27 protein-coding genes and 1 tRNA gene are annotated in these 20,912 nt (G+C 74.2%); 13 read left to right on the top strand and 15 right to left on the bottom strand.

Features of this window, described 5'->3' with window-relative positions:
* Window positions 1-21 precede the first annotated feature (21 nt).
* Window positions 22-393, top strand: a complete 372-nt coding sequence (locus HOP40_RS11805; protein ID WP_172157622.1) for a nuclear transport factor 2 family protein — start codon at window positions 22-24, stop codon at window positions 391-393.
* Between the two features lie 4 nt (window positions 394-397).
* Here HOP40_RS11805 and HOP40_RS11800 read toward each other — a convergent pair whose 3' ends face one another.
* Both HOP40_RS11800 and HOP40_RS11795 read right to left on the bottom strand, forming a co-directional pair.
* The gene (locus HOP40_RS11800; protein WP_172157620.1) at window positions 398-1,054 is read right to left on the bottom strand and encodes a response regulator; all 657 of its coding nucleotides are present in this window, start codon (window positions 1,052-1,054) and stop codon (window positions 398-400) included.
* Window positions 1,051-2,157 carry a sensor histidine kinase gene (locus HOP40_RS11795; protein ID WP_172157618.1) on the bottom strand — a complete coding sequence of 369 codons (1,107 nt, stop codon included), beginning with the start codon at window positions 2,155-2,157 and terminating at the stop codon, window positions 1,051-1,053. Before HOP40_RS11795 ends, HOP40_RS11800 begins: the two co-directional genes overlap by 4 nt.
* Window positions 2,158-2,356: 199 nt before the next feature.
* Between HOP40_RS11795 and HOP40_RS11790 the strand changes: the two genes are divergently transcribed.
* A complete protein-coding gene (locus HOP40_RS11790) occupies window positions 2,357-2,686 on the top strand; it encodes a DUF6223 family protein (protein ID WP_172157616.1) in 330 nt (109 codons plus the stop codon).
* 2 nt (window positions 2,687-2,688) lie between these two features.
* Here HOP40_RS11790 and HOP40_RS11785 read toward each other — a convergent pair whose 3' ends face one another.
* The 3 genes from HOP40_RS11785 to HOP40_RS11775 are packed head-to-tail and all read right to left on the bottom strand — an operon-like array spanning window position 2,689 to window position 4,366.
* Window positions 2,689-3,399, bottom strand: a complete 711-nt coding sequence (locus HOP40_RS11785; protein WP_172157614.1) for a dienelactone hydrolase family protein — start codon at window positions 3,397-3,399, stop codon at window positions 2,689-2,691.
* Window positions 3,396-4,073, bottom strand: a complete 678-nt coding sequence (locus tag HOP40_RS11780) for a GyrI-like domain-containing protein (RefSeq protein ID WP_205347165.1) — start codon at window positions 4,071-4,073, stop codon at window positions 3,396-3,398. The genes HOP40_RS11785 and HOP40_RS11780 overlap by 4 nt, the downstream gene beginning before the upstream one ends.
* A complete protein-coding gene (locus tag HOP40_RS11775) occupies window positions 4,061-4,366 on the bottom strand; it encodes a muconolactone Delta-isomerase family protein (RefSeq protein WP_172157611.1) in 306 nt (101 codons plus the stop codon). Before HOP40_RS11775 ends, HOP40_RS11780 begins: the two co-directional genes overlap by 13 nt.
* A 148-nt stretch (window positions 4,367-4,514) precedes the next feature.
* Here HOP40_RS11775 and HOP40_RS11770 point away from each other — a divergent pair, with 148 nt between their 5' ends.
* The gene (locus HOP40_RS11770) at window positions 4,515-5,051 is read left to right on the top strand and encodes a dihydrofolate reductase family protein (RefSeq protein ID WP_172157609.1); all 537 of its coding nucleotides are present in this window, start codon (window positions 4,515-4,517) and stop codon (window positions 5,049-5,051) included.
* 314 nt (window positions 5,052-5,365) lie between these two features.
* Window positions 5,366-5,800 (top strand): PPOX class F420-dependent oxidoreductase, encoded by a 435-nt coding sequence (locus HOP40_RS11765; protein ID WP_172157607.1) that lies wholly within the window; start codon window positions 5,366-5,368, stop codon window positions 5,798-5,800.
* Window positions 5,801-7,185: 1,385 nt separating this feature from the next.
* On the opposite strand, the gene HOP40_RS36775 is transcribed toward HOP40_RS11765, so the two are convergent.
* On the bottom strand, window positions 7,186-7,758 hold the full coding sequence (locus HOP40_RS36775) for a DUF1152 domain-containing protein (protein WP_172157605.1): 573 nt from the start codon (window positions 7,756-7,758) through the stop codon (window positions 7,186-7,188).
* Window positions 7,759-7,882: 124 nt separating this feature from the next.
* Here HOP40_RS36775 and HOP40_RS11755 point away from each other — a divergent pair, with 124 nt between their 5' ends.
* Window positions 7,883-8,626 carry a tyrosine-type recombinase/integrase gene (locus HOP40_RS11755; RefSeq protein WP_240157633.1) on the top strand — a complete coding sequence of 248 codons (744 nt, stop codon included), beginning with the start codon at window positions 7,883-7,885 and terminating at the stop codon, window positions 8,624-8,626.
* Window positions 8,627-8,750: 124 nt separating this feature from the next.
* Here the strand turns inward: HOP40_RS11755 and HOP40_RS11750 are convergent.
* A tRNA-Tyr gene (locus tag HOP40_RS11750) sits at window positions 8,751-8,832 on the bottom strand.
* A gap of 80 nt (window positions 8,833-8,912) precedes the next feature.
* On the opposite strand from HOP40_RS11750, the gene HOP40_RS11745 reads away from it, so the two are divergent.
* Window positions 8,913-9,404 carry a YajQ family cyclic di-GMP-binding protein gene (locus tag HOP40_RS11745; protein ID WP_172157603.1) on the top strand — a complete coding sequence of 164 codons (492 nt, stop codon included), beginning with the start codon at window positions 8,913-8,915 and terminating at the stop codon, window positions 9,402-9,404.
* A gap of 69 nt (window positions 9,405-9,473) precedes the next feature.
* Here the strand turns inward: HOP40_RS11745 and HOP40_RS11740 are convergent, their stop codons facing one another.
* Together HOP40_RS11740 and HOP40_RS11735 are read right to left on the bottom strand one after the other, a co-directional pair.
* Window positions 9,474-9,926, bottom strand: coding sequence for a cupin domain-containing protein (locus tag HOP40_RS11740; RefSeq protein WP_172157601.1), 453 nt, complete (start codon window positions 9,924-9,926; stop codon window positions 9,474-9,476).
* 78 nt (window positions 9,927-10,004) lie between these two features.
* Window positions 10,005-11,063, bottom strand: a complete 1,059-nt coding sequence (locus tag HOP40_RS11735; protein ID WP_240157632.1) for a cytochrome P450 — start codon at window positions 11,061-11,063, stop codon at window positions 10,005-10,007.
* Window positions 11,064-11,196: 133 nt separating this feature from the next.
* On the opposite strand from HOP40_RS11735, the gene HOP40_RS11730 reads away from it, so the two are divergent.
* A complete protein-coding gene (locus HOP40_RS11730) occupies window positions 11,197-11,658 on the top strand; it encodes a MarR family winged helix-turn-helix transcriptional regulator (protein ID WP_205347164.1) in 462 nt (153 codons plus the stop codon).
* Between the two features lie 3 nt (window positions 11,659-11,661).
* Here HOP40_RS11730 and HOP40_RS11725 read toward each other — a convergent pair whose 3' ends face one another.
* Window positions 11,662-12,384 carry an alpha/beta fold hydrolase gene (locus HOP40_RS11725; RefSeq protein WP_172157595.1) on the bottom strand — a complete coding sequence of 241 codons (723 nt, stop codon included), beginning with the start codon at window positions 12,382-12,384 and terminating at the stop codon, window positions 11,662-11,664.
* A complete protein-coding gene (locus HOP40_RS11720; RefSeq protein ID WP_172157593.1) occupies window positions 12,381-13,202 on the bottom strand; it encodes a helix-turn-helix domain-containing protein in 822 nt (273 codons plus the stop codon). Before HOP40_RS11720 ends, HOP40_RS11725 begins: the two co-directional genes overlap by 4 nt.
* 36 nt (window positions 13,203-13,238) lie before the next feature.
* Here HOP40_RS11720 and HOP40_RS11715 point away from each other — a divergent pair, with 36 nt between their 5' ends.
* The 3 genes from HOP40_RS11715 to HOP40_RS11705 are packed head-to-tail and all read left to right on the top strand — an operon-like array spanning window position 13,239 to window position 15,222.
* Window positions 13,239-13,799 carry a TIGR03086 family metal-binding protein gene (locus HOP40_RS11715; protein ID WP_172157591.1) on the top strand — a complete coding sequence of 187 codons (561 nt, stop codon included), beginning with the start codon at window positions 13,239-13,241 and terminating at the stop codon, window positions 13,797-13,799.
* Window positions 13,800-13,849: 50 nt separating this feature from the next.
* Window positions 13,850-14,473, top strand: coding sequence for an ArsR/SmtB family transcription factor (locus tag HOP40_RS11710; protein WP_172168243.1), 624 nt, complete (start codon window positions 13,850-13,852; stop codon window positions 14,471-14,473).
* Window positions 14,470-15,222, top strand: coding sequence for an SRPBCC family protein (locus HOP40_RS11705; protein ID WP_172157589.1), 753 nt, complete (start codon window positions 14,470-14,472; stop codon window positions 15,220-15,222). Before HOP40_RS11710 ends, HOP40_RS11705 begins: the two co-directional genes overlap by 4 nt.
* A 30-nt stretch (window positions 15,223-15,252) precedes the next feature.
* On the opposite strand, the gene htpX is transcribed toward HOP40_RS11705, so the two are convergent.
* Window positions 15,253-16,104 (bottom strand): zinc metalloprotease HtpX, encoded by an 852-nt coding sequence (htpX, locus tag HOP40_RS11700; protein WP_172157588.1) that lies wholly within the window; start codon window positions 16,102-16,104, stop codon window positions 15,253-15,255.
* Window positions 16,105-16,212: 108 nt separating this feature from the next.
* Between htpX and HOP40_RS11695 the strand changes: the two genes are divergently transcribed.
* Both HOP40_RS11695 and HOP40_RS11690 read left to right on the top strand, forming a co-directional pair.
* The gene (locus tag HOP40_RS11695) at window positions 16,213-16,788 is read left to right on the top strand and encodes a phytanoyl-CoA dioxygenase family protein (RefSeq protein WP_172157587.1); all 576 of its coding nucleotides are present in this window, start codon (window positions 16,213-16,215) and stop codon (window positions 16,786-16,788) included.
* The gene (locus tag HOP40_RS11690; RefSeq protein ID WP_172157586.1) at window positions 16,785-17,201 is read left to right on the top strand and encodes a DUF5946 family protein; all 417 of its coding nucleotides are present in this window, start codon (window positions 16,785-16,787) and stop codon (window positions 17,199-17,201) included. Before HOP40_RS11695 ends, HOP40_RS11690 begins: the two co-directional genes overlap by 4 nt.
* Before the next feature lies 1 nt (window position 17,202).
* On the opposite strand, the gene HOP40_RS11685 is transcribed toward HOP40_RS11690, so the two are convergent.
* The 3 genes from HOP40_RS11685 to HOP40_RS11675 are packed head-to-tail and all read right to left on the bottom strand — an operon-like array spanning window position 17,203 to window position 20,004.
* On the bottom strand, window positions 17,203-18,219 hold the full coding sequence (locus HOP40_RS11685) for an alanine racemase (RefSeq protein WP_172157585.1): 1,017 nt from the start codon (window positions 18,217-18,219) through the stop codon (window positions 17,203-17,205).
* Window positions 18,216-19,499 carry a D-arabinono-1,4-lactone oxidase gene (locus tag HOP40_RS11680; RefSeq protein WP_172157584.1) on the bottom strand — a complete coding sequence of 428 codons (1,284 nt, stop codon included), beginning with the start codon at window positions 19,497-19,499 and terminating at the stop codon, window positions 18,216-18,218. Before HOP40_RS11680 ends, HOP40_RS11685 begins: the two co-directional genes overlap by 4 nt.
* A gap of 4 nt (window positions 19,500-19,503) precedes the next feature.
* Window positions 19,504-20,004: a PaaI family thioesterase gene (locus tag HOP40_RS11675; RefSeq protein ID WP_172157583.1), complete on the bottom strand. Its 501-nt coding sequence runs from the start codon at window positions 20,002-20,004 to the stop codon at window positions 19,504-19,506.
* Between the two features lie 38 nt (window positions 20,005-20,042).
* Between HOP40_RS11675 and HOP40_RS11670 the strand changes: the two genes are divergently transcribed.
* Window positions 20,043-20,810, top strand: a complete 768-nt coding sequence (locus tag HOP40_RS11670; RefSeq protein ID WP_172157582.1) for an enoyl-CoA hydratase — start codon at window positions 20,043-20,045, stop codon at window positions 20,808-20,810.
* The last annotated feature ends 102 nt before the right edge of the window (window positions 20,811-20,912 follow it).

Here is a 20,912-nt window from a genome sequence, read left to right as displayed (position 1 = left end):
GCCCGGGCGGTCGGTCCCGGCATGACGCACAGCCGCAACAAGGACACCGTCGAGCGCTACCTCGAGGGGTTCCGCCGCATGGACCACGCGCAGATCCTCGGCTGCCTCACCGACGACATCCGCTGGACCGTGTACGGCGCCTTCCACCTGCAGGGCAAGGAGGCCTACGACGCCGCGATCGACGGCGACGGGTTCACCGGGAAGCCGGACCTGCGGGTCGTCCGGATGGTGGAGGAGGGCGACACGGTGATGGCCGAGCTGACCGGCAACGTCGGGCGCGACGACGGGTCGGTGCAGGAGATGTCGATGGCCGAGGTCTTCGTGATGCGCGACGGGCTGATCTGCGAGCGCCGGGCGTGGGTGGTCGTGCTGGCGGAGAACGACTTCCGCTGACCGGTCAGCGCCCGCGCCGCACCACCAGCCCGGACTCGTAGGCCAGGACGACGAGCTGGGCGCGGTCACGGGCGTGCAGCTTGGTCATGGCCCGGTTGACGTGGGTCTTCGCGGTCAGCGGGCTGATCACCATGCGGTGGGCGATCTCGTCGTTGGACAGGCCGCGGGCGACGAGGGCGACGGCCTCGCGCTCGCGGTGGGTGAGCGCGTCGAGCCCGGTGGCGGGGCCGGGCGGGTCGGCGAGGAACCGGTCGATCAGCCGGCGGGTGATCGACGGGGCCAGCAGCGCGTCCCCGCGCGCGGCGACGCGCACGGCGTGCAGGAAGTCCTCGGGCTGGACGTCCTTGACGAGGAACCCGGCCGCGCCGGCGCGCAGGGCGTCGACGACGTAGGGGTCCAGGCCGTAGTTGGTCAGGACGACCACGTGCACCGCGGCCAGCGCCGGGTCCGCGGCGATGCGCCGGGTGAGCTCGATGCCGTCCAGCACCGGCATCCGGACGTCGACGAGCGCGACGTCGGGCAGGTGCCGCCGGGCCAGCTCCAGCCCCGCGGCGCCGTCGGCGGCCTCGGCCACCACCTCGAGGTCGTCCTCGGCGTCGAGGAGCGCGCGGAAGCCGCTGCGGATGAGCGGCTGGTCGTCGACCAGCAGGACCCGGATCACGACGGCCCGGCCACGGGGAGGTCGGCGTGCACGGTGAAGCCGCCCCCGCTGCGCGGCTCCGCCCGCAACCGGCCCCCGAGGGCGGTGACGCGCTCGCGCATCCCGAGGAGCCCGACGCCCGGCACCGGTTCGCGGTCGGGCGTGGCGGTGCCGTCGTCGTCGACGCGGATGACCAGGGCGTCGGGCCGGTAGTCGATACGGACCGAGGCGCTCGCGGCGGCGGCGTGCCGTGCGATGTTCGTGAGCGACTCCTGGACGATCCGGTACGCCGTCCGGTCCACGGCGGGCGGCAGGTCGGGGCGGCACCCCTCGACGGTCAGCGTCGCGTCCAGGCCCGCCGTGCGCGCGCGTTCCACCAGGTCCGGGACGCCGTCGAGCCCCCGTGCCGGGTCGCGCTCGTCGTCGCGCAGGGCCTCCAGGGTGGCGCGCAGCTCGCGGCTCGCCTCGCGTCCGGCGTCCCGGATCACCAGCAGGGCGTCGGGCACCTCCTCGCCCCGCTTGCGGGCCAGGTGGACGGCGACCTCGGCCTGCACGGTGATGACCGAGATCTGGTGGGTGAGGGAGTCGTGCAGCTCCCGCGCGATGTGCAGGCGCTCCTCGTCGGCGCGGCGCCGCGCGGTCTCCTCGCGGGTGCGCTCGGCCTCGTCCGCCCGGCGCTCGGCCTGGCGCAGCGCCTCCCCGGCCGCGGCGGCCGCGACCAGCCAGGCCAGCGGGAGGACGTCGCGGGCCTGCACGAGCGCCTCGCCCACCGGGAGCCCGTGCGGCGGGGCGAGCAGGGCGAGCGGGAACGCGGCCAGCAGCAGCACCGACCCCACCGCCGCGGCGACGCGGTGCCCGGCCCGCACCGCCGCGTACACCGCGACGAGGAAGGCGACGGCGGGCACGGCGGACCCGAGGGCCAGGCAGGCCAGGGCGGACGCCCCGGTCACGGCCAGCACGGCGACCGGGGCCCGGCGGCGCGCCGCCAGCGACAGGCCCCCGGCCACGAGCAGCACCCAGCCGAGGGGGCCGGGGCCGGCGCGGTCGGTGGTCAGCTCGGTGACCACCAGGACCGCCGTGAGGCCGACCGCGACCGCCGCGTCGCCGACGCCGGTCCGCACCATGCGTGCACGCTAGCCCGGTGCCGCCCCGGGCGACTCCTGCGCGCGGAGCATCTCCCGGCTACCGCAGCCGTGGTAGTCGCCGGGGTCCTGCCGCGGCGGCGGCAGCCGGAACCGTCGCCCCCGGCAGGACGACGGGCGGTGCGCCGGCAGACAGGATCGGCGGCGTCCCGTTCGCGCCGTTCGCCCAGGAGGAGCCCCCGTGTCCGTCCACCCCCTGCTCGCCGCCGTCAGCACGTCGTCGCTCACCCCCGGGCGCCTGTGGTCCCTCGTGGCCGGGGCGCTGGGGGTGGCGGGCGTCGTCGTCGGCGTCCTGTCCCTCACCCGCTCCGGCCGCGGCGCAGCCGCCGCGGCCGTCGTCGCGGGCGCGGTCGCCGTCGTGCTCGGCGGGCTCGTCGTGGCCGCCGCCGGGGGCGGTCCCGGCACCGGCTACGGGATCGTCGGCGGCTACGTCGCCGTGGTCGTCGGGCTGGCCGCGGCGGCGGTCGGCGCGCTGGGCCTGGCGCGCTCGCGCCGTACCCCCGTCCGCTGAGGTCAGCGGCGCAGCCGGGTGCCGAAGAAGTCGAGGGTGCGTCCCCAGGCCAGCTCGGCGGCGTCGGCGGCGTACATCGACGGCGCGTCCCAGTTGGAGAAGGCGTGGCCGGCGTCGTAGTGGTGGACGGTGACGTCCGGGCGCCCGCCCAGCGCCGCCTCGACCGCCGCGATCTGCTCGCCCGGGATGAAGGGGTCGCGGTCGCCGTAGTGGAACAGCGTCGGGCACTCGAGCGAGCCGGCGCGGTCGAGCATGTCGTGGATGCCGGACCCGTAGTAGGAGACGACGGCCTCCGGCCCGCGACCCTCGACCCGCGACGACGTCGCGAAGACGTAGGCCAGCGTGCCGCCGAGGCAGAACCCGACGCCGCCGACGGCCCCGTCGCACTCGGGCATGGCGAGCAGGTGCGCGAACGTCGACGTCAGGTCGGCCGCGGCCAGCCCCCAGTCCAGCTGCTGCACCATCGCCATGCACTCGTCCAGCCCCGACTCGTCCTTGCGCTCGAACCGGGGCTCGATCCGCCAGAACACGTCGGGCGCCAGCACCACGAACCCGGCGGCGGCCAGCCGCTCGGCGAGCCCGCGGATGTTGTCGTTGATGCCGAAGATCTCCTGGAACAGCAGCACACCGGGCGCGCGCTCGCGGTCCGGGAGGGCGCAGAAGGCGTCGAAGGACCCGCCGTCGTGCGCCTGGACGCGTTCGTACCGGCTCACGGTGGCTCCTCGTCGTGGACGTCGAGCGGCCGATCATGGCGGTCGGCCGCCCGCGTGTCGAGCACCGGCTGGCGCAGGATGGTGCGGAGCTTCGCGGGGTCGGCCCGGCGCGGGTCGCCGAGGTAGATCTCGTGGTGCTTGCCCGTCATCGCGAGCCCCTGGGCGGGGAGGAACTCCTCGTGGACGTGGCGCAGGAGGTCGGCCTCGTCGTCGTACGTGCCGACGTGCAGCACCTGGACGCAGCGGCCCTCGGACAGCGGCTCCAGGCGGAGGTCGTCGAGCCGCGGGGGCCGCTTCCTCCGACCCACCTGCTCGACCACCTCGGCGACCATCGCCGCCGTGGTCCACGGCGGTGCCATGATCATCATGGTCCAGTCCCACCGCGACTTGTCCCGGGCCGTGGTGAACGTGCTCATGTCGTCCGCCCACCACAGGCCCTCCAGCGGCATCACGACGGCGTCGCGGCCGAGCCGCGCGCGGCTCAGCGCCTTCAGGCCGTAGGCGACGGGGTAGAGCGTCGACACCGCGTCGGCGTAGGCGGGCGTGTTCGGGTCGCCGTGGCCGTCGACCATGAGGTACTGCAGGTCCGGGACGTCGACGACCTGCGGCGTGCGACCCGCGCGGTAGCAGGGCAGCTCCCGCTTGAAGTCGATCTTGTCGGCTACTGCTGCCACCGCTTGCGCACGTCGTCGGCGAAGCCCGCGTAGTCGCGCACCGGGACGATCTCCTCGAACTCCAGCATGTGGGTCATCGGCAGCCCGGCCATCACGATGCGGTCCAGCTCCTCGTGGGACTCCACGTCCAGGATGCCCACGACGCGGCGCTGCCCGCTCACCTTGTAGATCTCCTTGATCTTGCCGGCCGAGACCGCGCCCTGCGCCGCGTCGACCTCCTTCTCCCACTCGTCCCACAGCTCGTCGAAGGTCACTCCGCTGTGCTCGACGCGAACGCTGAAGAAGAACAACATCGGTGTCCACTCCCCCGTGCCACAGAGCCGGATGTGCGAGGGGCCAGCGTGGCCGTGGCGGGGGCGCCGGGACAACCTCCAGTCGGACGAACACCGCGGAGCGCGCGGGCACCGATGAGTTCCGGACGCCCGGCCGGTCGGTACCGGCATGAGCGATGCGGATGCGGGCAAGGTCGTGGTGAACAGGGCGATGTCGTTGGACGGCTTCATCTCCGGTCCCGACGACACGATGGACTGGGTCCTCGAGTACCGGAGCGAGACCCTGTTCCCGGAGGTCATGCAGGCCACCGGGGCGATGCTGGCCGGTCGGCGCACCCACGAGGTCGGCAAGCGGATGTCGCCCGACGGCGCCGACTACGAGGGCGGCCCGCTGTTCGTCCTGACCCACCGCCCGCCGGACGAGCCGGAGCGGGGCGTCACCTACCTCACCTGCGACGTCGAGGAGGCCGTCGCCACCGCGCGCGCCGCCGCGGGCGGGAAGAACCTGGAGATCCTCGGGGCCGATCTCGCCGCCCAGTGCCTGCAGCGGGGGCTCGTCGACGAGGTGCTCGTCTACCTCATGCCGCTGCTGCTCGGCGACGGCGTCCGGTTCTCGGCTGCGGGACTCGGCCGGATCGACCTCGAGCCGATCGACACCACCCGGTCGGGCCCGGTGACGATGCTCCGGTTCCGCGTGCGGAAGTAGGCGCGAGCGCACGGACGAGATCGGCGCCTGATCAGCTTCTCGCTGGTCAGGGGCCGCGTGTCCGGGGTGTGGCAGGTGGAACTCGCGGCGCGGGTGGAACCCTGCCGGGCCGGGCGGTGGGGGGCGGGGCACGCCCGCCTTGCCCCTCACCGGCCGGTCTGGCTGCCTTCAGGCGCGCCGCGAGGAGGTCGCCGCCCCAAGTGCCCCTCCCCTGATCTCCGGAGCGGCGTCGGGCGCGGGCGGAGCCCGGCTCGTGCAGTGTCTCGGCCAGACTGGCGCGACTGGTCGCAGACGGTTGAGGAGAGTGGGTCGGGATGACGTTCGACGATGCCGAGGTCGCGTACCTGCGTTCGCACTCGTTGGGGCGGTTGGCGACGGTGGGCGAGGACGGGCAACCGGACGTGGTGCCTGTCGCGGTGGAGTTCGACGGGGTGTTCTTCTGGGTGGGTGGCGGTGATCCGTCGTCGGTGCTCGCGACGCGGAAGTTCCGCAACGTCGCCGCTGGGGAGCGCCGGGTGGCGCTGGTGGTGGACGACCTGGTGTCCCTGGATCCGTTCATCGCTCGCGGTGTGCGGGTGTACGGCGTTGCGGAGGGCCCGGTGGAGCGGGTCGGCATGATCGGTCCGGGGGTGTTCTTGCGGATCGCGCCTGAGGTGTCGTGGAGCTGGAACATGGCCGGGGAGCCGGTCGGGGAGTCGTGGTACCCGGCGCGCAAGGTCGCGCACGGTGCAGCACCTGCGGCTTCGTGAGATGAGCACTGGTTCGGTCAGGTGAAGTGGCCTGCGCGTTGCGTTCGCGGTCGGGGCGCACGGCTGCTGGCGGTCGGGGCGGATCGTTCGGGCGATCGATGGCGGCGCGTGATGTGGACGGACGCCGGCGCAGCGGTCCCGCCGGCCGCGCACGGGCCGGAGGCAGGAGTGCGCGAGCCGAGCGGGTCCGGCGTAGCCGGAGGCGGCGCCTTGATCCCATGAGACAGCTTCGGCAGTAGAACAGTGACGCGTGTGTGTCCGGTCCGGTTAATGCTTGACGTCCCAGTGACACCTGATGCCTGACGCTCGGGCCTGATCGGCCTTCCTGCTCCTCGTCCTTGTGAACGTGGGCGGGAGGCCGGGATTGGCCCTGTTGGACATGACCGTTCGAGCAGCGTTACCGCGCGACCCGCGCTATACAGCACGACAAAAGGATTGCGGGCCCCCTGACACCTGACTGCGAGACGGCATCCATACGGTTACCGCCGGAGCAATCCGATCGAGGACTGAAACTCATATGCGCGACAATAACTGAGGTGGCGCGAGATTTCTTGACGGTGCGACACATCAGGCTCTGTACATGGCGCAGACGTCACCTTCCAGGCTCTGAAAAGAGGCCACTTGTAACGAAAGATTCGAGAGGACCGACATGAGGTCGACAGAGAGGTGAAGTCACATGATCTTATCCCTGCTGGCGGCTGGTGCCCTCGTGCTCGTTCCGACAGTCGCACCCGGTGACACCCCAAGGGCGTGCGAGCGCGCATCGGCGGTGGGGGTGACCCACATCAAGCGATGCGTGCGGATCGAGCCGCCACCACCCGTGGTATCCAACTACGAGCGAGCGCGGACCTTCCTCATGCCCGCTATGAGCACAACGGTCGCTCGCGGCGGTGACTGCGACCCCGGGGACGAGGGCGTGTCGGCAACCGGATCAACCACTGACCCTGACATCGTGTTCGGGACTGGGTGGATCGCGCCGGACCTGGCTGGCAACTACGGGTTGTTGGAAGTGACCAACTTCGGCAGCGAGCCTGCATTGGTCACCGTGACTACGACGTGCCGCGACACGGCCTAGCTCGCGGCGGCATGAAGTGACTGTGTGCGTGGATGACCCGGATACATAGTCGCGGTCTTCGACTCAGCGTCTGCTCGACGGCGATCAGGCGTGCTGCCTGTGTGACGTCGGAGGTTCGGTACAAAGACAGCTCATAGCGTTCTCGGCGTTCGGCCGCGAGTAGGTCGCTCAGGGTGGCGAACGCGGGCAGTGTGGTCGCGCCAAGCAGTTACAACAGCCGGCGACGCTCACGAAGTCCGCGCCGTGCGCATACCGACTAAGCGGTCGGTGCCTGAGAGGCCGGCGGTTGTCGCCTGTGGCCAGCGGTCGGCTATCCAGGCCGCCTTCTTGGTCTCGTATTCGATTCCCGAGATTCCCGTGAGGCCGCGGATGACTGCTCGGCTTCGCCGAGTGACTCGGTTTGATCAGGTGTGCTGCCGGGGCGATGTCGGCGGCTCGGCTGGCGTCGACCAGCGGAGACACCAGTGGCGGCGCCGGTCATCGCCACGTCGTTCCCCGCATCGCGGACGGTGACTCGGCCGCGCCGGCCGTCCGGCCGCTGCGGCAGCAAGAAGTCCGATGCCTCGGACGGGTGCCAGTCGAACACGTGTCGGACAACGGTAGTGGCTGCGTTAGCGAGAACAGGTTCGGACTTCACGTCGAGCTGGGCCAGGAGCTTCTCCACGACCTCGGCGGGAACCTCGCCATCGAGACCGGCGCCGGTAACAGGCAGGCGTGCCGGGATGCCGGTTCGGACGCATGCGGCGAGCGCCAGCTGATCGGCATGCGGGTTGCGCAGCCCGGGGTCCGCGCCGTTGGCGAGGGCGTCGCCTCCAACGTCAAGGATCGATACCGTCGAGCTGGAAGAACTTGACGGCGGCCGCGATCTGGTGGGCCAGCCCAACCGTCACGGTCCCGACGTAGCGGGGCCGCGATCTGGGGCCGGGTTGACGTCGTCCCCGTCCCCCTGCGGGTCGCGCCGAGACGACATCTGCAAGCCGTGCGCGGAAATCGCGGTGGGGTACGCGGTGGAGCTCGGACACCTGTCCGGCAATCCGGTCCGCGTCGATCAAGTGGCGCGCTTCAAGGTCACCCAGGCGGTGAACCCGCGGGTGGTGATCAATCACGGGCAGGCTCGTGCTCTGCTCGACGCCGTGCGAGCACAAGAGCCGGTCGGCGCGCGCATGGTCGCGTTCTTCGGGGTCATGTACTACGCCGCACTCCGGCCCGGGGAGGCGGTGGACCTCCGGAAGGACGCCCTGTCGCTCCCGACAAAGGGGTGGGGCGAGCTGTACCTGAGCACGTCGGCGCCCTCGGCCGGGCGCTCGTGGAGCGAGTCCGGGACCCGGCGGGAGCCTCGCCAGTTGAAGCACCGGGGCACGGAGGAGATCCGTGTGGTGCCCTCTCCCCCGGAGCTGACTGCGCTGCTGCATCAGCACCTCGACGACCACGGGACCGGTCTGGATGGCCGACTGTTCCGGGGCGTGCGGGGTGGGCCGCTCTCGGAGAGCCTGTACGGCCGGCGCTGGGCGGTTGCGCGGGCTGTGGCGCTGAGCGCCGAGGAGGCCGCCTCGCCGCTCGCCCGTCGTCCCTACGACCTCCGGCACGCGGCAGCGTCCACGTGGCTCAACGGTGGCGTTCCGGCGCCCCAGGTTGCTGCGTGGGCGGGGCACAGCGTGGATGTCCTGCTCCGCGTCTACGCCAAGTGCATCGCCGGCCAGGACGCGACCGCGCGGCGCCGGGTGGAGGAGGCCCTCCGTGCTGGATCGTGAAGATCAGTCCGTGCATGGTCCGTGGATGGCCGTAAACAGCCGTCTGGAGCTGGACATAGCGGGACAGACGCAGAAGCGGCCCCCGACCGTGTTTCCGCTGGTCAGGGGCCGCTTCCCCGGGGTGTGGCAGGTGAAGGATTCGAACCTTCGTAGGCTAAGCCGACGGATTTACAGTCCGCTCCCTTTGGCCACTCGGGCAACCTGCCCCGGTGCGCCGTAGCGCTCGACGAGGATACGACAGCCGGTTGGGGGGTGCGTCCCCGGCCCCGGCGATCAGGAGGACCGCATGGCAGACCCGTCGTTCGACGTGGTGAGCAAGGTCGACCGCCAGGAGGTCGACAACGCCCTGAACCAGGCCGCGAAGGAGCTCTCCCAGCGGTTCGACTTCCGCGGCACCGGCACCACCATCACGTGGTCGGGCGAGGAGGCGCTGACGATCGAGTCCGAGACCGAGGAGCGGGCGCTGGCCGCGGTCGAGGTGTTCAAGGAGAAGCTGGTCAAGCGCAGCATCTCCATGAAGGCCTTCGAGGCGGGCGAGCCGGCGATCTCGGGCAAGGTCTACAAGGTCAACGGCAAGATCATCCAGGGCATCGAGTCGGAGAAGGCCAAGGAGATCAGCAAGGCCATCCGCGACGAGAAGTTCAAGGGCGTGCAGGCGCAGATCCAGGGCGACCAGCTGCGGGTGTCGGGCAAGAAGAAGGACGACCTGCAGGCGGTGATCGCGCTGCTGAAGAGCAAGGACTTCGGGATCGCGCTGCAGTTCACCAACTACCGGTGAACCACGGGCCCTGATCCGCCGGAACCGGTCGTGCAGCGGCGCGAGGAGCCCACGTGGAGCTCCTGGGCCCTACGGCCGCGCTCGAGCCGCGGCAGGCGGGAGGATCTCGCTCCGGTGTTCGGCGTACAACGCGGCCATGGCGTCGGGATCGGGAGGATCTGCCTGCTCCGCGACCTGGTAGATGCTCTCGACCAGGCGGATCGCCCCGGGACTCGCGATCACCAGGATCGTGGCCGGCGCCGGGGCCGGGTTGGCGAACCCGTGTGCCGCGCCGCGCGGAACGAAGACGAACGACCCCGCCGGGCAGGTGGCGGTCCCGCCGTCGAGCGTGAAGGCCACCGATCCGTCGACCACGTAGAAGGCCTCGTCGTAGGCCCGGTGCAGATGGGGCGGCGGACCGGCCCAGTCGGGTGGGAGCACCGACTCGAAGACGGCGAAGTCCTCGCTCTCGCCGAACTCGACCTTGGCGTGCGCGGGCCCGAAACCGCGGCCCCCGCCCGGAGGGAGTGCGATCGCCGACAAGGGCACCTCCTGGTGCGGGACCACCGCGACGGTAGCGGGTCGGACCCCTGATCGGCACCACCCGCGCGGGAGCCGAGCTCAGGGCACCAGCCGCACCGGCAGGGCCGTGAGGCGGGCGCCGCCGAGCCCGGCCGGGCGCTCCTGGCGCAGCGCGGAGTGCGGGACGGCGAGGCGGGCGTCGGGGTACCCCTCCCGCAGCACCTCCACGAGCACCCGCAGCTCCGTCTGCGCCAGGTGCGCCCCCGTGCAGAAGTGCGGGCCGGCGCCGAAGGACAGGTCGGCGCCGTCGGTGACCGTCGCGCCGATCCCGGCGATGTCGACGAGCACCGGGCTGCCGGCGGGCAGGGTCGTGCCGGCGAGCTCGACCTCCTCGGTCGTGAAGCGCCACAGGCTCAGCGGCGCCGGTGGGTGGCGGCGCAGGACGTCGCGGACGAGGTCGTCGGCGGGCACCTCGCGGCGGCCCCCGTCGAGCGCGTCGGCGAGCAGGAAGCCCGCGGCCGGGTCGGTGGTGAGCTGCCCGGCGAACAGCAGCGTGAAGATCAGGTAGTGCAGCGTGCCCGTCGAGGTGCCGTCGGGGACGGTGTCGCGCAGCTCCGCGGCCAGCCCGGTCCGGCCCGGCGCCAGCGCCGACGCGGCGAGCTCGCCGTAGGTGGCCATCGCGCGGCCGGTGGCGGCCGGGTCGCCGGCGAGGACGCCCCGGCAGGCCTCGGCCGCGCGGTCGATCTCGTCGAGCGGGACGCCGAGCAGCTCGCACAGGACCGTGAGCGGGTAGCGGGTGGTGAAGTCCGCCGCCAGGTCGACGACGGGCTCCCGCGCGGCGTCGGCGAGCAGGCCGCGGGCGATCTCGCGGATGCGCGGCGCGAACGCGGCCGCCCGCCGGGCCGACAGCAGCGGCGCGTGCGCGCGGCGCAGCGCGGCGTGCGCGGGACCGTCGAGCGTCGTCAGCGACGGCTGCTCGGCCGCCGTCGGCTCCAGCCCGGACGTCCACCGGTCCCACGACGGCGGGGCGAGCGCGGGGTCCTTGCCGATGCGCGGGTCGACGAGCACCGCGCGGGCCAGGTCGTGGTCCGTGACGACGTACGCGGGCCCGCCGCCCGGCGCCTCGGCGACGACGACGGGGCCGCCCGGGACGCTCATCGGGCACCGGTCGGAGAGCCCTCCCTCCGACGCCGCGAAGGGATCGGGCCGTAGGCTCTCCGCTGCATCAGGAAGTATCTGCGTCATGCAGCTACTGTGCGGTGCAGGAGTACGGCTGTCAACAGGGGGCAGGGTGGACGAGCGCGACCGGCTGGCGGCGGAGGTCGTCGGGGCGCTGACCGGGTGGACCGTGGCCGTCGTGCAGTTCAACGGGATGGTCGCCGCCCGCCTGCAGGTCACCGAGACCGGCCTGCAGTGCCTCTACGAGCTGTCCCGGCACGGTCCGAGCAGCCCCGGCGAGCTCGGACGGCGGGTCGGCCTGACGAGCGGCGCGGCCTCCCGGATGGTCGAGCGGCTGCAGGCCGCGGGCTACGTCCGGCGCGTGCCCGACCCGCACGACCGGCGACGCGTGGTGGTCGAGCCGACGCCCGAGACCCTCGACCGGATCGCGGGCTACTACCGGCCGCTGACCGACCGGCTGCACGCCGACCTCGTCGGCGTCGACGAGGCCCACCTCGCCTCGATGCTGGCCTTCGCTGCGGCCGCGCAGGAGAGCACCGAGGCGCAGATCCGCGTGCTCGGGACGCCCGGCTGAGGCCTACCGGAACGGGCCGAGCAGCGCCGCGACCGCCGACGGCGCCTCGACGTGGGCGTTGTGCCCGAGCCCCGGCAGGTCGACGGGATCGGGCACGAGCTCGCGCAGGTGCGCGGTGCTGACCATCCGGTCGTGCTCGCCGCGGGCCAGCCGCACCGGCACGCGGGCGCCGGCGACCAGCGCCGTCATCTCCGGGTCGCCGACGCCGAACGCGCGCACGTCGAGCGCCGCCCGCCACCGCCCGCCCTCCTGCACCACCCCGGCGTCGACGTCGTCCGGCTCGACCAGCCCGGTGAGCCCGGACAGGCGCAGGTGCCGCTCCACCGCCTCCTCGCGGGTGTCGAACAGCGCGGGGCCCCGGGCGGCCATCGCGGCGCCGCGGGCGAGCTCGTCGGACGCCCACTCGACCTTGATCCCCAGCCCCACCACCGCCCGGACGCCCGGCGCGTTCGCCAGGTGCAGCCCGACGACCCCGCCGAAGGAGTGCCCGAGCACGAGCGTGCCCGACGGGTCGACCAGACCGGCGACGGCGTCGGCCACCGCCGCGAACGTGTAGCCGGGCAGCGGGGGCGAGCCGCCGTGGCCGGGGAGGTCGGGCGCCACGCACACCAGGGGGGCGAGCGAGGCGGCGACGCCCTCCCACACGTCGGACGTGGCGCCGAGCCCGTGCAGCAGCAGCACGGTGGGCGCACCGCTCCCCCGGCGCCGGACCCGCAGCCCGCTCACGCGCTCACCGGCGCTTCCCGGCGGCGGCAGGCCGCGGCGTAGGCCAGCGGCGGCATGCCGATGGCGTCGGTGAAGTCGCGGATGAAGTGCGACTGGTCGTAGTAGCCCAGCTCCGCGGCGATCTCCGCCCACGGCCGGTGCTGCTCGGCGGCCAGCGCCGCGGCGGCCTCGTGCAGCCGGTAGCGGCGCAGCACCCACTTCGGGCTGACGCCGACGTAGCGCCGGAACAGCCGCTGCAGCGTGCGCGGGGTGAGGCCGAACCGGTCGGTGACGTCGTCGACGCGGGTGATCGTGCGGTCGTGCAGCAGCGCGGCGACGATCCGCCCGACGAGCTCGACCTGCGGGTCGTGCTCCGGCCACCGCTCGCGCAGGAACGCCTCGACCCGCTCGACCAGCACCTCGACCGGGCCCGTCATCCGGGCGGCGAGCGCGTCGGCCGCCGGGCCCCACAGCGCCGACGCCGGAACGGCCGTGCCCGTGATGTCGCCGACCGGGCGGCCCAGGAACGGCAGGAAGGCGCCCGGCCGGAACTTGACGCCGACGACCCGGCCGGTGCCGCGGTAGGCGTAGGTGAAGCGGCCGAGCCCGACGCCCGAGATGCCGAGGCGCCCGGCGTCGAGCACCAGGTTGACGCAGGGGTGCGGCAGCAGCGTGACCGAGGCCTCGCGCCCGGGCGGCAGCTCCCACGTGACGACCCAGTGCCGCTCGACGAGCGCGGCGAGGTCGGGGGCGGGCGGGAGGCGCTCGAGGGTGAAGTCGACGTCGCGGACCCCGAGCACGCCGTGCTCGCTCGTCGTCGACAGGTCGGTGTCGCCCATGCCGACAGGATGCCCCGCACCCCCGACAATCACCGCATGGACGTCCGCGAGATCTACGCCAGGTGCAGTGCCGGGTTCACCGAGCGCGTGCGCACGATCGAGCGCGCGTGGGACGCGCCGACCCCGCTGCCGGGCTGGGACGTCCGGACGCTGGTCCACCACCTCGTGCACGAGGAGCGCTGGACCCCGCCGCTGCTGGGCGGCGCGACGATCGAGGAGGTCGGCGACCGGTTCGACGGCGACCTGCTGGGCCCCGACCCGGTCGCCACCATCGAGGAGGCGGCCGCCGCCGCGCTGGCCGCCGTGGAGGCCGACGGGGCGCTGGAGCGCACCGTGCACCTGTCGTTCGGCGACCGCCCCGGCCGTGAGTACGTCCTGCAGCTCGCCGCCGACCACCTCGTGCACACCTGGGACCTGGCCCGCGCCCTGGGCGCCGACGAGACGCTCGACCCCGAGGTGTGCGCCGAGGTGCTCGACTGGTTCCGCGTCGACACCGAGGCGCTCTACCAGCGCATCGGCGAGATCGGGCCGCGCGTCGAGTGGCCCGGCGACGACGCTCAGGCGGAGCTCCTGGGGCGGTTCGGGCGCACGCCGTAGCCGTTGACAAGAAAAGTTGTCGGTGACACGGTGGTCGGGTGCAGGAGGAACTGACCGTCATCGACGACCCGGCCGCGGCCGGGGTCTCGCTCGACCCGATCCGCGCGCGGCTGCTCGCCGCGCTCGTGGAGCCGGGGTCGGCCACCACGCTCGCGGCGACGGTCGGCCTGACCCGGCAGAAGGTCAACTACCACCTGCGCACGCTGGAGCAGCACGGGCTCGTCGAACTGGTGGAGGAGCGGCGCCGGGGGAACATGACCGAGCGCGTGATGCGGGCGACCGCGGCGAGCTACGTCATCTCTCCCGCGGCGCTCGGCGCGGTCGCGCCCGACCCCGCCCGCGCGCCCGACCGGCTCTCCGCCCGCTGGCTGGTGGCGCTCGCCGCCCGCACGGTGCGCGAGGTCGGCGGTCTGCTCGCCGGGGCGGCGGCCGCCCGGAAGCGGCTGGCGACCCTCGCGATCGACGCCGAGGTCCGGTTCGCCTCGGCCGCCGACCGCGCGGCCTTCGCCGAGGACCTCACCGCCGCGGTCACCGCGCTGGTCGCCCGGTACCACGACGACGCGGTGCCCGGCGGACGTCGGCACCGCCTCGTCGTCGCCGTCCACCCCCTGATCCCCGACACGCGGCCCGACACGCAGGACCACGACACGCAGACCCGAGAGGAGCGACCGTGAGCGAGCGGCGCCTGGAGAAGTCCGTCGAGCTCGACGCGAGCCCCGAGGAGGTGTGGGAGGCCGTCGCGACCGGGCCGGGGATCGCGACGTGGTTCGTCCCGCACGAGGTCGAGCCGCGCGAGGGCGGGGCGATCTCCGCCGACTTCGGCGGTGGGTTCCAGGGCACCGGCCGGGTGACGGCGTGGGAGCCGGGCAGGCGCCTCGCCTACGACTCGACCGAGGGCGGCGGGCACGCCTTCGAGTTCCTCGTCGAGGGTCGCGACGGCGGCGGCACGGTGCTGCGGTTCGTGCAGAGCGGCTTCTCCGGTGACGACTGGGAGGCCGAGTTCGACAGCTTCGACGCCGGCTGGGACCTGTTCTTCGACAACCTGCGCGCCTACCTCCGGCACTTCGCCGGGCAGCCGGTGCAGAACGCGCTGGCCATGGGCTGGACCGCGGGCGGCGCGAGCGCGGTCTGGCCGGTGCTGCACGCGGCGCTCGGGCTGGCCGGGCCGCCGTCGCTCGGGGAGACCGTCACGCTCACCCCCGACGGGCCCCCGCCCGTCACCGGCGTGGTCGACGTGGTCAGCCCGGAGTTCCTCGGGATCCGCTCGGCGGACGGTCTGCACCGCATCGGCGCCGAGGGCGAGGCCGGGTGCGGGGTCAGCGCCTACCACTACTTCTACGGCGCGCCGGTGGACGCGAAGGCCGTCACGGCGGCGTGGCAGGAGTGGCTGACGCGGCTGTTCCCGCCTCCCGCTCCCGAGTAGCGCTCCCCAGCAGCGCCCCCGGGGTCGCGCTCAGTGCCGGTGCAGGCCCATCTGCTCGAGCCGGCGGATGCGGTCCTCCATCGGCGGGTGCGTGGCGAACAGCCGGGCCATCTGGTCGCCGGCGCGGAACGGGCTGGCGATCATCAGATGCGACTGCGCGGTGAGCTGCGGGTCGGGCGGCAGCGGCGCGAGCTGGGTGCCGACGGCGAGCTTGCGCAGGGCGGAGGCGAGCGCGAGGGGGTCGCCGGTGAGCGCGGCACCGCTGGCGTCGGCCTGGTACTCCCGCGACCGGCTCACGGCCATCTGCACCAGGCCCGCGGCGACCGGGCCGAGCAGCGCGATCAGCAGCATCGCCACCGGGTTGGGCCGGTCGTCGTCGGCGCCGCCGAACAGGCCGGAGAACAGGGCCGTGTTGGCGAGGAAGCCGACGGCCGTGGCGAGGGCGCCCGCGACCGAGGAGATGAGGATGTCGCGGTTGTACACGTGGGAGAGCTCGTGGCCCAGGACGGCCCGCAGCTCACGCTCGTCGAGCATCTCCAGCAGCCCGGTGGTGGCGCACACGGCGGCGTGGCGGGGGTCGCGCCCGGTCGCGAACGCGTTGGGCGCCGCGGTCGGGGAGATGTAGAGGCGCGGCATCGGCTGGCGGGCCGCGCGGGAGAGCTCGCGGACGATCCGGTACATCGCCGGGTGCTCCGGCTCGGTGACGGGCCGCGCGTGCATCGCCCGCAGCGCGACCACGTCCGACCTGAAGTAGGCCCAGCCGTTGACCGCCAGCGCGGCCACCACGGCGACGACCAGCCCGGTCCGCCCGAACAGCGACCCGACGAGCAGCAGGAGCCCGCTCATCCCGCCGAGCAGCAGCGCGGTCTTGAGGCCGTTCATGACGAGGTCCGTCCCTTCCGGTATCGCTTGTCGTGTCAACGAGCCACGACCGGGTGGTGTTCCGAAACCGCTTGACCTCCACCCGCTGTCAGGTCGCACCCTCGGCGCGTGACCACGCTCGACACCGACGGCTACGTCGTCCTCGACGGCCTGCTCGACGCCGACCTCCTCGACGCCGTGCGCGCCGCGATGGCCGACGCCCTGGACCGCGACGGCCCCCGCGGCCCCGGCGGCACCCTGCACGTCGACGACCTGCGCGGGCCCGCGGTCGAGGCCGTCTGGACCGCGCCGCGGCTCGTCGCCGCCGTGGAGCACGTGCTCGGGCCCGACCCGGTGCGCGGGGCCCTGCACGTCCGCGCGCCGCAGCCGGGCTTCGGGGCGCAGGCCCTGCACGCCGACTTCGCCGGCCCGCCGCCGCCCGAGCCGCAGGTGGCGGTGGCGATCGTGGCGCTCGTCGACGTCGCCGAGGACGGCGGCGCGACGCGCCTCGTGCCCGGCACGCACCGCTGGCGCCGCACCGCGCCGGGCGACACGGTGGACCGCACGTGGCCCGGCGAGGTCCGGGTGGCGCTGTCCGCGGGGTCGGCCGTGGTGCTCGACGGGCACCTGTGGCACTCGGGCACCCGCAACCGCTCGGACCGCCGCCGCGACGCCCTGCAGGTCACGTTCCGGCGGCGCGGGTGAGCCCCGACCCGGCGTCCGATCCGGCCTCCGACCCGGCTTTCGACACCGTGCTCGCCCGCGAGTTCGAGGACCCGGCGTACTTCGCGGTCCACCAGCTCACCGTGGCGGCGTACCGGCTCGACCACGCGGACGGCGGGAGCGACCACACCGTCGCCGCGCTGCTGTCGGTCCTGCGCGCCGCCCTGGACGACGGGCTCGACGGCACCCGGCTGCGCGCGCACGTCCGGCGCACCTCGGAGCGGCTGCGGGCGCACCCGCCGGGGCCCGTCCGGCGCGTGGAACGCCCGCCCGGCACCGGGATCGCCGACGTCGCCCGCGCCCGGGACGCCGCCGAGCACTGCGCGGTCGTGCGGCGGTGGGCGGCGGAGGTGTGGGAGGCGTGGCGCCCCGTCGCCGACGAGCTCGGGGTGTGAGTCACCAGCCCCGCAGGTCGACCGCCCACGTGTCCAGCACCTCGGGGTCGTCGGCGTCGTCCCCGCGCACCAGGTGCATCCGCTCGTGCAGGGTGACGGTCGGGTCGACGTGCGCGGGCACCACCCGCACCCGGTCGCCCACGCGCAGCGGCTCGTCGGGCGCGAACGTCAGGTGCTCGTCGGAGCAGAACCAGACCTGCGCCCCCGGCACGGCCGGGTTGCCGTGGTCCATGCCCAGCGCCTTGAGCCCGACGTCGGCGACCGCCCAGCCCGGCACCTCCCCCGCCGGCGCCGTCACCGAGATCACGGTGCCCAGCACGGTCAGCGCCTGGCGGAACGGCAGCCCGGCCGCGGTGTAGGCGGTGTCCATCAGCGCGTAGGAGCCGGCCTGCACCTCGGTGACCCACGTGTTGAGCGCGTACGTGCCGGTGCCGCCGCCGGAGACCAGCTCGCCGCCGACGTCGGCGTGCGCCGCGAGCAGGCGCCCCATGCACTCCTCGGTGAGGCGGGCGCGCTCGGCCACGTCGCCGAGCATCATCAGGTGCCCCTCGTAGCCCATGACGCCGCGGACGGTGAGCCCGGCGGCGCGGGCGCGGTCGGCGAGCCGGCCGGCCCGGTCGGGGGCGATCCCGCAGCGGGGCAGCCCGATGTTGACGTCGACGAGCACCTCCCGCACCCCGCCCGCGACGGCCGCCGCGAGCGTCTCCTCGGAGTCGACCGCGAGCGTCACGCGGGCGTCGAGGGCGCCGAGGCGGCGGGCGTCGAGGACCTCGTTGGCCAGCAGCAGGTCCTCCCCCAACCCGGCCGCGGTCATGCCCTCCACCTCGCGGACCGTGGCGCAGGTGAAGCCGGCGTGGCCGACCCCGGCCTGCCGGCGGGCCAGCTCGGTCGTCTTGTGCGCCTTGACGTGCGGGCGCAGCCGCGGGCCGGGCAGCGCCTGCGCCATGTCGGCCAGGTTGGCGTCCAGCGCGTCGACGTCGACGAGCAGCGCCGGGGTGGTCAGGTCCGTGACCCTCATCCGAGTACCCGCTCCAGGTAGGCGTTGGTGAACCGGCGTGCCGGGTCGAGGCGGTCGCGCAGGGCGGTGAACGCGTCGAGGCCCGGGTAGGACGGGCGCAGGTCGGCCGCCGTGCGCGTGTGCAGCTTGCCCCAGTGCGGGCGCCCGTCGAGCGCGCGCATCACCTGCTCCACGGCCCCGAAGTACGCCTCGTGCGGCTGCCCGCGGTGCACGTGCACGGCGAGGTAGGCGCTGTCGCGACCGCACGCGGTGGACAGCGGCACGTCGTCGGCGGCGGCGACGCGCACCTCCACCGGGAACAGCACGTCGCGCGCGTGGCGGGCGGCTGCGGCGCGCAGCCCGTCGAACGCCTCGCCCAGCGCCTCGCGCGGCACCGCGTACTCCATCTCCAGGAACCGCACGCGGCGCGGGCTGGTGAACACGCGGTAGGAGCGGTCGACGTACTCGGCGGACGCCATCCGCGCGGCGACGAACCGGTTGAGCCGGGGCACCAGCGACGGCGCGGTGCGCCCGAGACGCCCGACGGCCCCGAACCCGGCGTTGCCCAGGAGCTCGTCGCCGACCCACCCCGCGACCCGGCCGCGGCGCGGGGCGCGGGCCTCGGTGCGGTGGTTGCGCTTGGTCGCGGCCACGTCGGTGTGCGGGAACCAGTAGAACTCGACGTGGTCGGCGGAGGTCATCAGCCCGTCGAGGTCGGCGAGCACGGCGGCCAGCGGCACCGCCTCCTCGACGGCGTGCAGCCGGAACGCGGGCACCGTCGCGAGGGTGACGCCGACCAGCACGCCGAGCGCCCCGAGCCCGACCCGGGCCGCGGAGAACACCTCCGGGTGCTCCGACGGCGAGCAGTGCAGCAGCGTCCCGTCGGCGGCGACGAGGTCGAGCGCGCGGACCTGCGCGGCGATCCCCCGGTGCGCGGCGCCGGTGCCGTGGGTGCCGGTGGAGATCGCGCCGGCGACGGTCTGGACGTCGATGTCGCCGAGGTTGGGCAGCGCCCGCCCGTGCTCCCACAGCAGCGCGTTGAGCCGGTGCAGGGCCAGGCCGGCGGGCACCGTGACCAGCTCGCCGTCGAACCGGACGGCCCCCGGGTCCGCGGGCGCGACGAGCGCGACGCCGTCGGGCACGCCGATCCCGGTGAACGAGTGCCCGGAGCCGACGGCCTTGACCCGCAGCCCGTCGCGCTCGGCCGCGCGGACCGCCTCGACGACGTCACCCGCGTCGCGCGCCACCACCGTGCGGACGGGCTCGGTGCGCTGGTTGCCCGCCCAGTTCCGCCACGCCACGGCGCTAGTGCGGGGCGCCGTGGGTGGTGAAGTGCTCCATCGGCACCGTGACGAACAGCGCCGTCGCCTCGACCGCGACCGGCCCGTCCGGCGAGTCGAGGCGGCCCTCGCCGGAGCACCAGATCTTGCGGCCGTCGCGCGCGTCGATGCGCGTGCGCAGGTGCAGCACCGATCCCACGGGCACGGGACGGCGGAACCGCGTCTGCAGCTCGGCGGTGACCGAGGGCTCGCGGTGGTGCACGGCGAGCGCCCCGAACACCTCGTCGAAGGCGGCCGCGATCACGCCGCCGTGCGCGATCCCCGGCGCGCCCTGGTGGTGGCGCTGCACGGCGAAGGTGCTGGTCACCGCCACGTCCTCGCCGACGGTCTGCCGCAGCCGCAGCCCGCCCTCCAGCTCGCCGCAGCCGAAGCAGCCGCGGAAGTGCGGCGGCAGCTCGGTGCCGGGCGCGGGGGTGTCGGGGTGCGAGGCGGGACGGACGGCGCCGTCGGGCACGGACAGGGACATGTACCGGACGGTAGCCGCCGCTGGTGCAGGATGCCCCCATGGCCGACATCACCAGTCCCGAGATCGCGGTGCACCGCGCGACGACCGACGGCGTCGCCGTCCTCACCCTGTCGCACCCGGCGCGGCGCAACGCGATGAACCTGGAGCTGTCCGGGCTGCTCGCCGACGCGATCGCCGCGGCCGTGGCGGACCCGGAGGTCGGCGCGGTCGTCGTCACCGGGGAGGACCCCGGCTTCTGCGCGGGCGGCGACCTCGCCGAGCTCGCGACGGCCGACCCCGCGACCCTGCGCCGCGTCTACGGCGGCTTCCTCGCGCTCGCCGAGTGCCCACTGCCGACGATCGCCGCCGTCAACGGGGCCGCGGTCGGCGCCGGGCTCAACCTCGCGCTCGCCGCCGACGTCCGCCTCGCCGGCCCGAAGGCGAAGTTCGACGCCCGGTTCCTGCCGCTGGGCCTGCACCCCGGCGGCGGCTACACGTGGATGGCGCACCGCGTGCTCGGCGCGCAGGGGGCGGCGGCGCTGACGCTGTTCGGCGAGGTCGTCGACGCCGAGGAGGCGCAGCGGATCGGGCTCGTCCACCGCACCGTCGACGACGTGGTGGGCGCCGCCGTCGAGATGGCCGCCCGCGCCGCCGCGAACCCGCGCGACCTCACGCTGGCCACCAAGGCCACCCTGCGGCTCACGGCGTCGATGGCGTCGCAGCTCGACGCGCTGGAGGTCGAGGTGCGCGCGCAGGCCGAGTCGGTGCACTCCGAGGAGTTCCGCACGCGGCTCGCCGCGCTGCAGGCGAAGATCAAGCGTTCCTGAGCGCGGCACACGGGCCTGACCGTCGGGTGTGACATCGGGCAGGGTGCGAGGACACTGGAGCGAAACGGGAGTTAACCTCGCCGTTGAGTACTCTCCACACCC

The organism is Pseudonocardia broussonetiae, from assembly GCF_013155125.1.
Lineage (GTDB): Bacteria > Actinomycetota > Actinomycetes > Mycobacteriales > Pseudonocardiaceae > Pseudonocardia > Pseudonocardia broussonetiae.
The sequence above is the reverse complement of the archived record's forward strand: the minus strand, read 5'-3'. Positions and strand labels throughout refer to the sequence as shown.

What these genes read in the sequence shown, in the direction of transcription:
- HOP40_RS11715 (WP_172157591.1), top strand. Translation starts at nt 13,239, where the DNA reads ATGGACGTCCGCGAGATCTACGCCAGGTGCAGTGCCGGGTTCACCGAG.
- HOP40_RS11745 (WP_172157603.1), top strand. Translation starts at nt 8,913, where the DNA reads ATGGCAGACCCGTCGTTCGACGTGGTGAGCAAGGTCGACCGCCAGGAG.
- htpX (WP_172157588.1), bottom strand. Translation starts at nt 16,104, where the DNA reads ATGAACGGCCTCAAGACCGCGCTGCTGCTCGGCGGGATGAGCGGGCTC.
- HOP40_RS11670 (WP_172157582.1), top strand. Translation starts at nt 20,043, where the DNA reads ATGGCCGACATCACCAGTCCCGAGATCGCGGTGCACCGCGCGACGACC.
- HOP40_RS11770 (WP_172157609.1), top strand. Translation starts at nt 4,515, where the DNA reads ATGAGCGATGCGGATGCGGGCAAGGTCGTGGTGAACAGGGCGATGTCG.
- HOP40_RS11805 (WP_172157622.1), top strand. Translation starts at nt 22, where the DNA reads ATGACGCACAGCCGCAACAAGGACACCGTCGAGCGCTACCTCGAGGGG.
- HOP40_RS11775 (WP_172157611.1), bottom strand. Translation starts at nt 4,366, where the DNA reads ATGTTGTTCTTCTTCAGCGTTCGCGTCGAGCACAGCGGAGTGACCTTC.
- HOP40_RS11795 (WP_172157618.1), bottom strand. Translation starts at nt 2,157, where the DNA reads ATGGTGCGGACCGGCGTCGGCGACGCGGCGGTCGCGGTCGGCCTCACG.
- HOP40_RS11675 (WP_172157583.1), bottom strand. Translation starts at nt 20,004, where the DNA reads ATGTCCCTGTCCGTGCCCGACGGCGCCGTCCGTCCCGCCTCGCACCCC.
- HOP40_RS11735 (WP_240157632.1), bottom strand. Translation starts at nt 11,063, where the DNA reads ATGAGCGTCCCGGGCGGCCCCGTCGTCGTCGCCGAGGCGCCGGGCGGC.
- HOP40_RS11765 (WP_172157607.1), top strand. Translation starts at nt 5,366, where the DNA reads ATGACGTTCGACGATGCCGAGGTCGCGTACCTGCGTTCGCACTCGTTG.
- HOP40_RS11685 (WP_172157585.1), bottom strand. Translation starts at nt 18,219, where the DNA reads ATGAGGGTCACGGACCTGACCACCCCGGCGCTGCTCGTCGACGTCGAC.
- HOP40_RS11720 (WP_172157593.1), bottom strand. Translation starts at nt 13,202, where the DNA reads ATGGGCGACACCGACCTGTCGACGACGAGCGAGCACGGCGTGCTCGGG.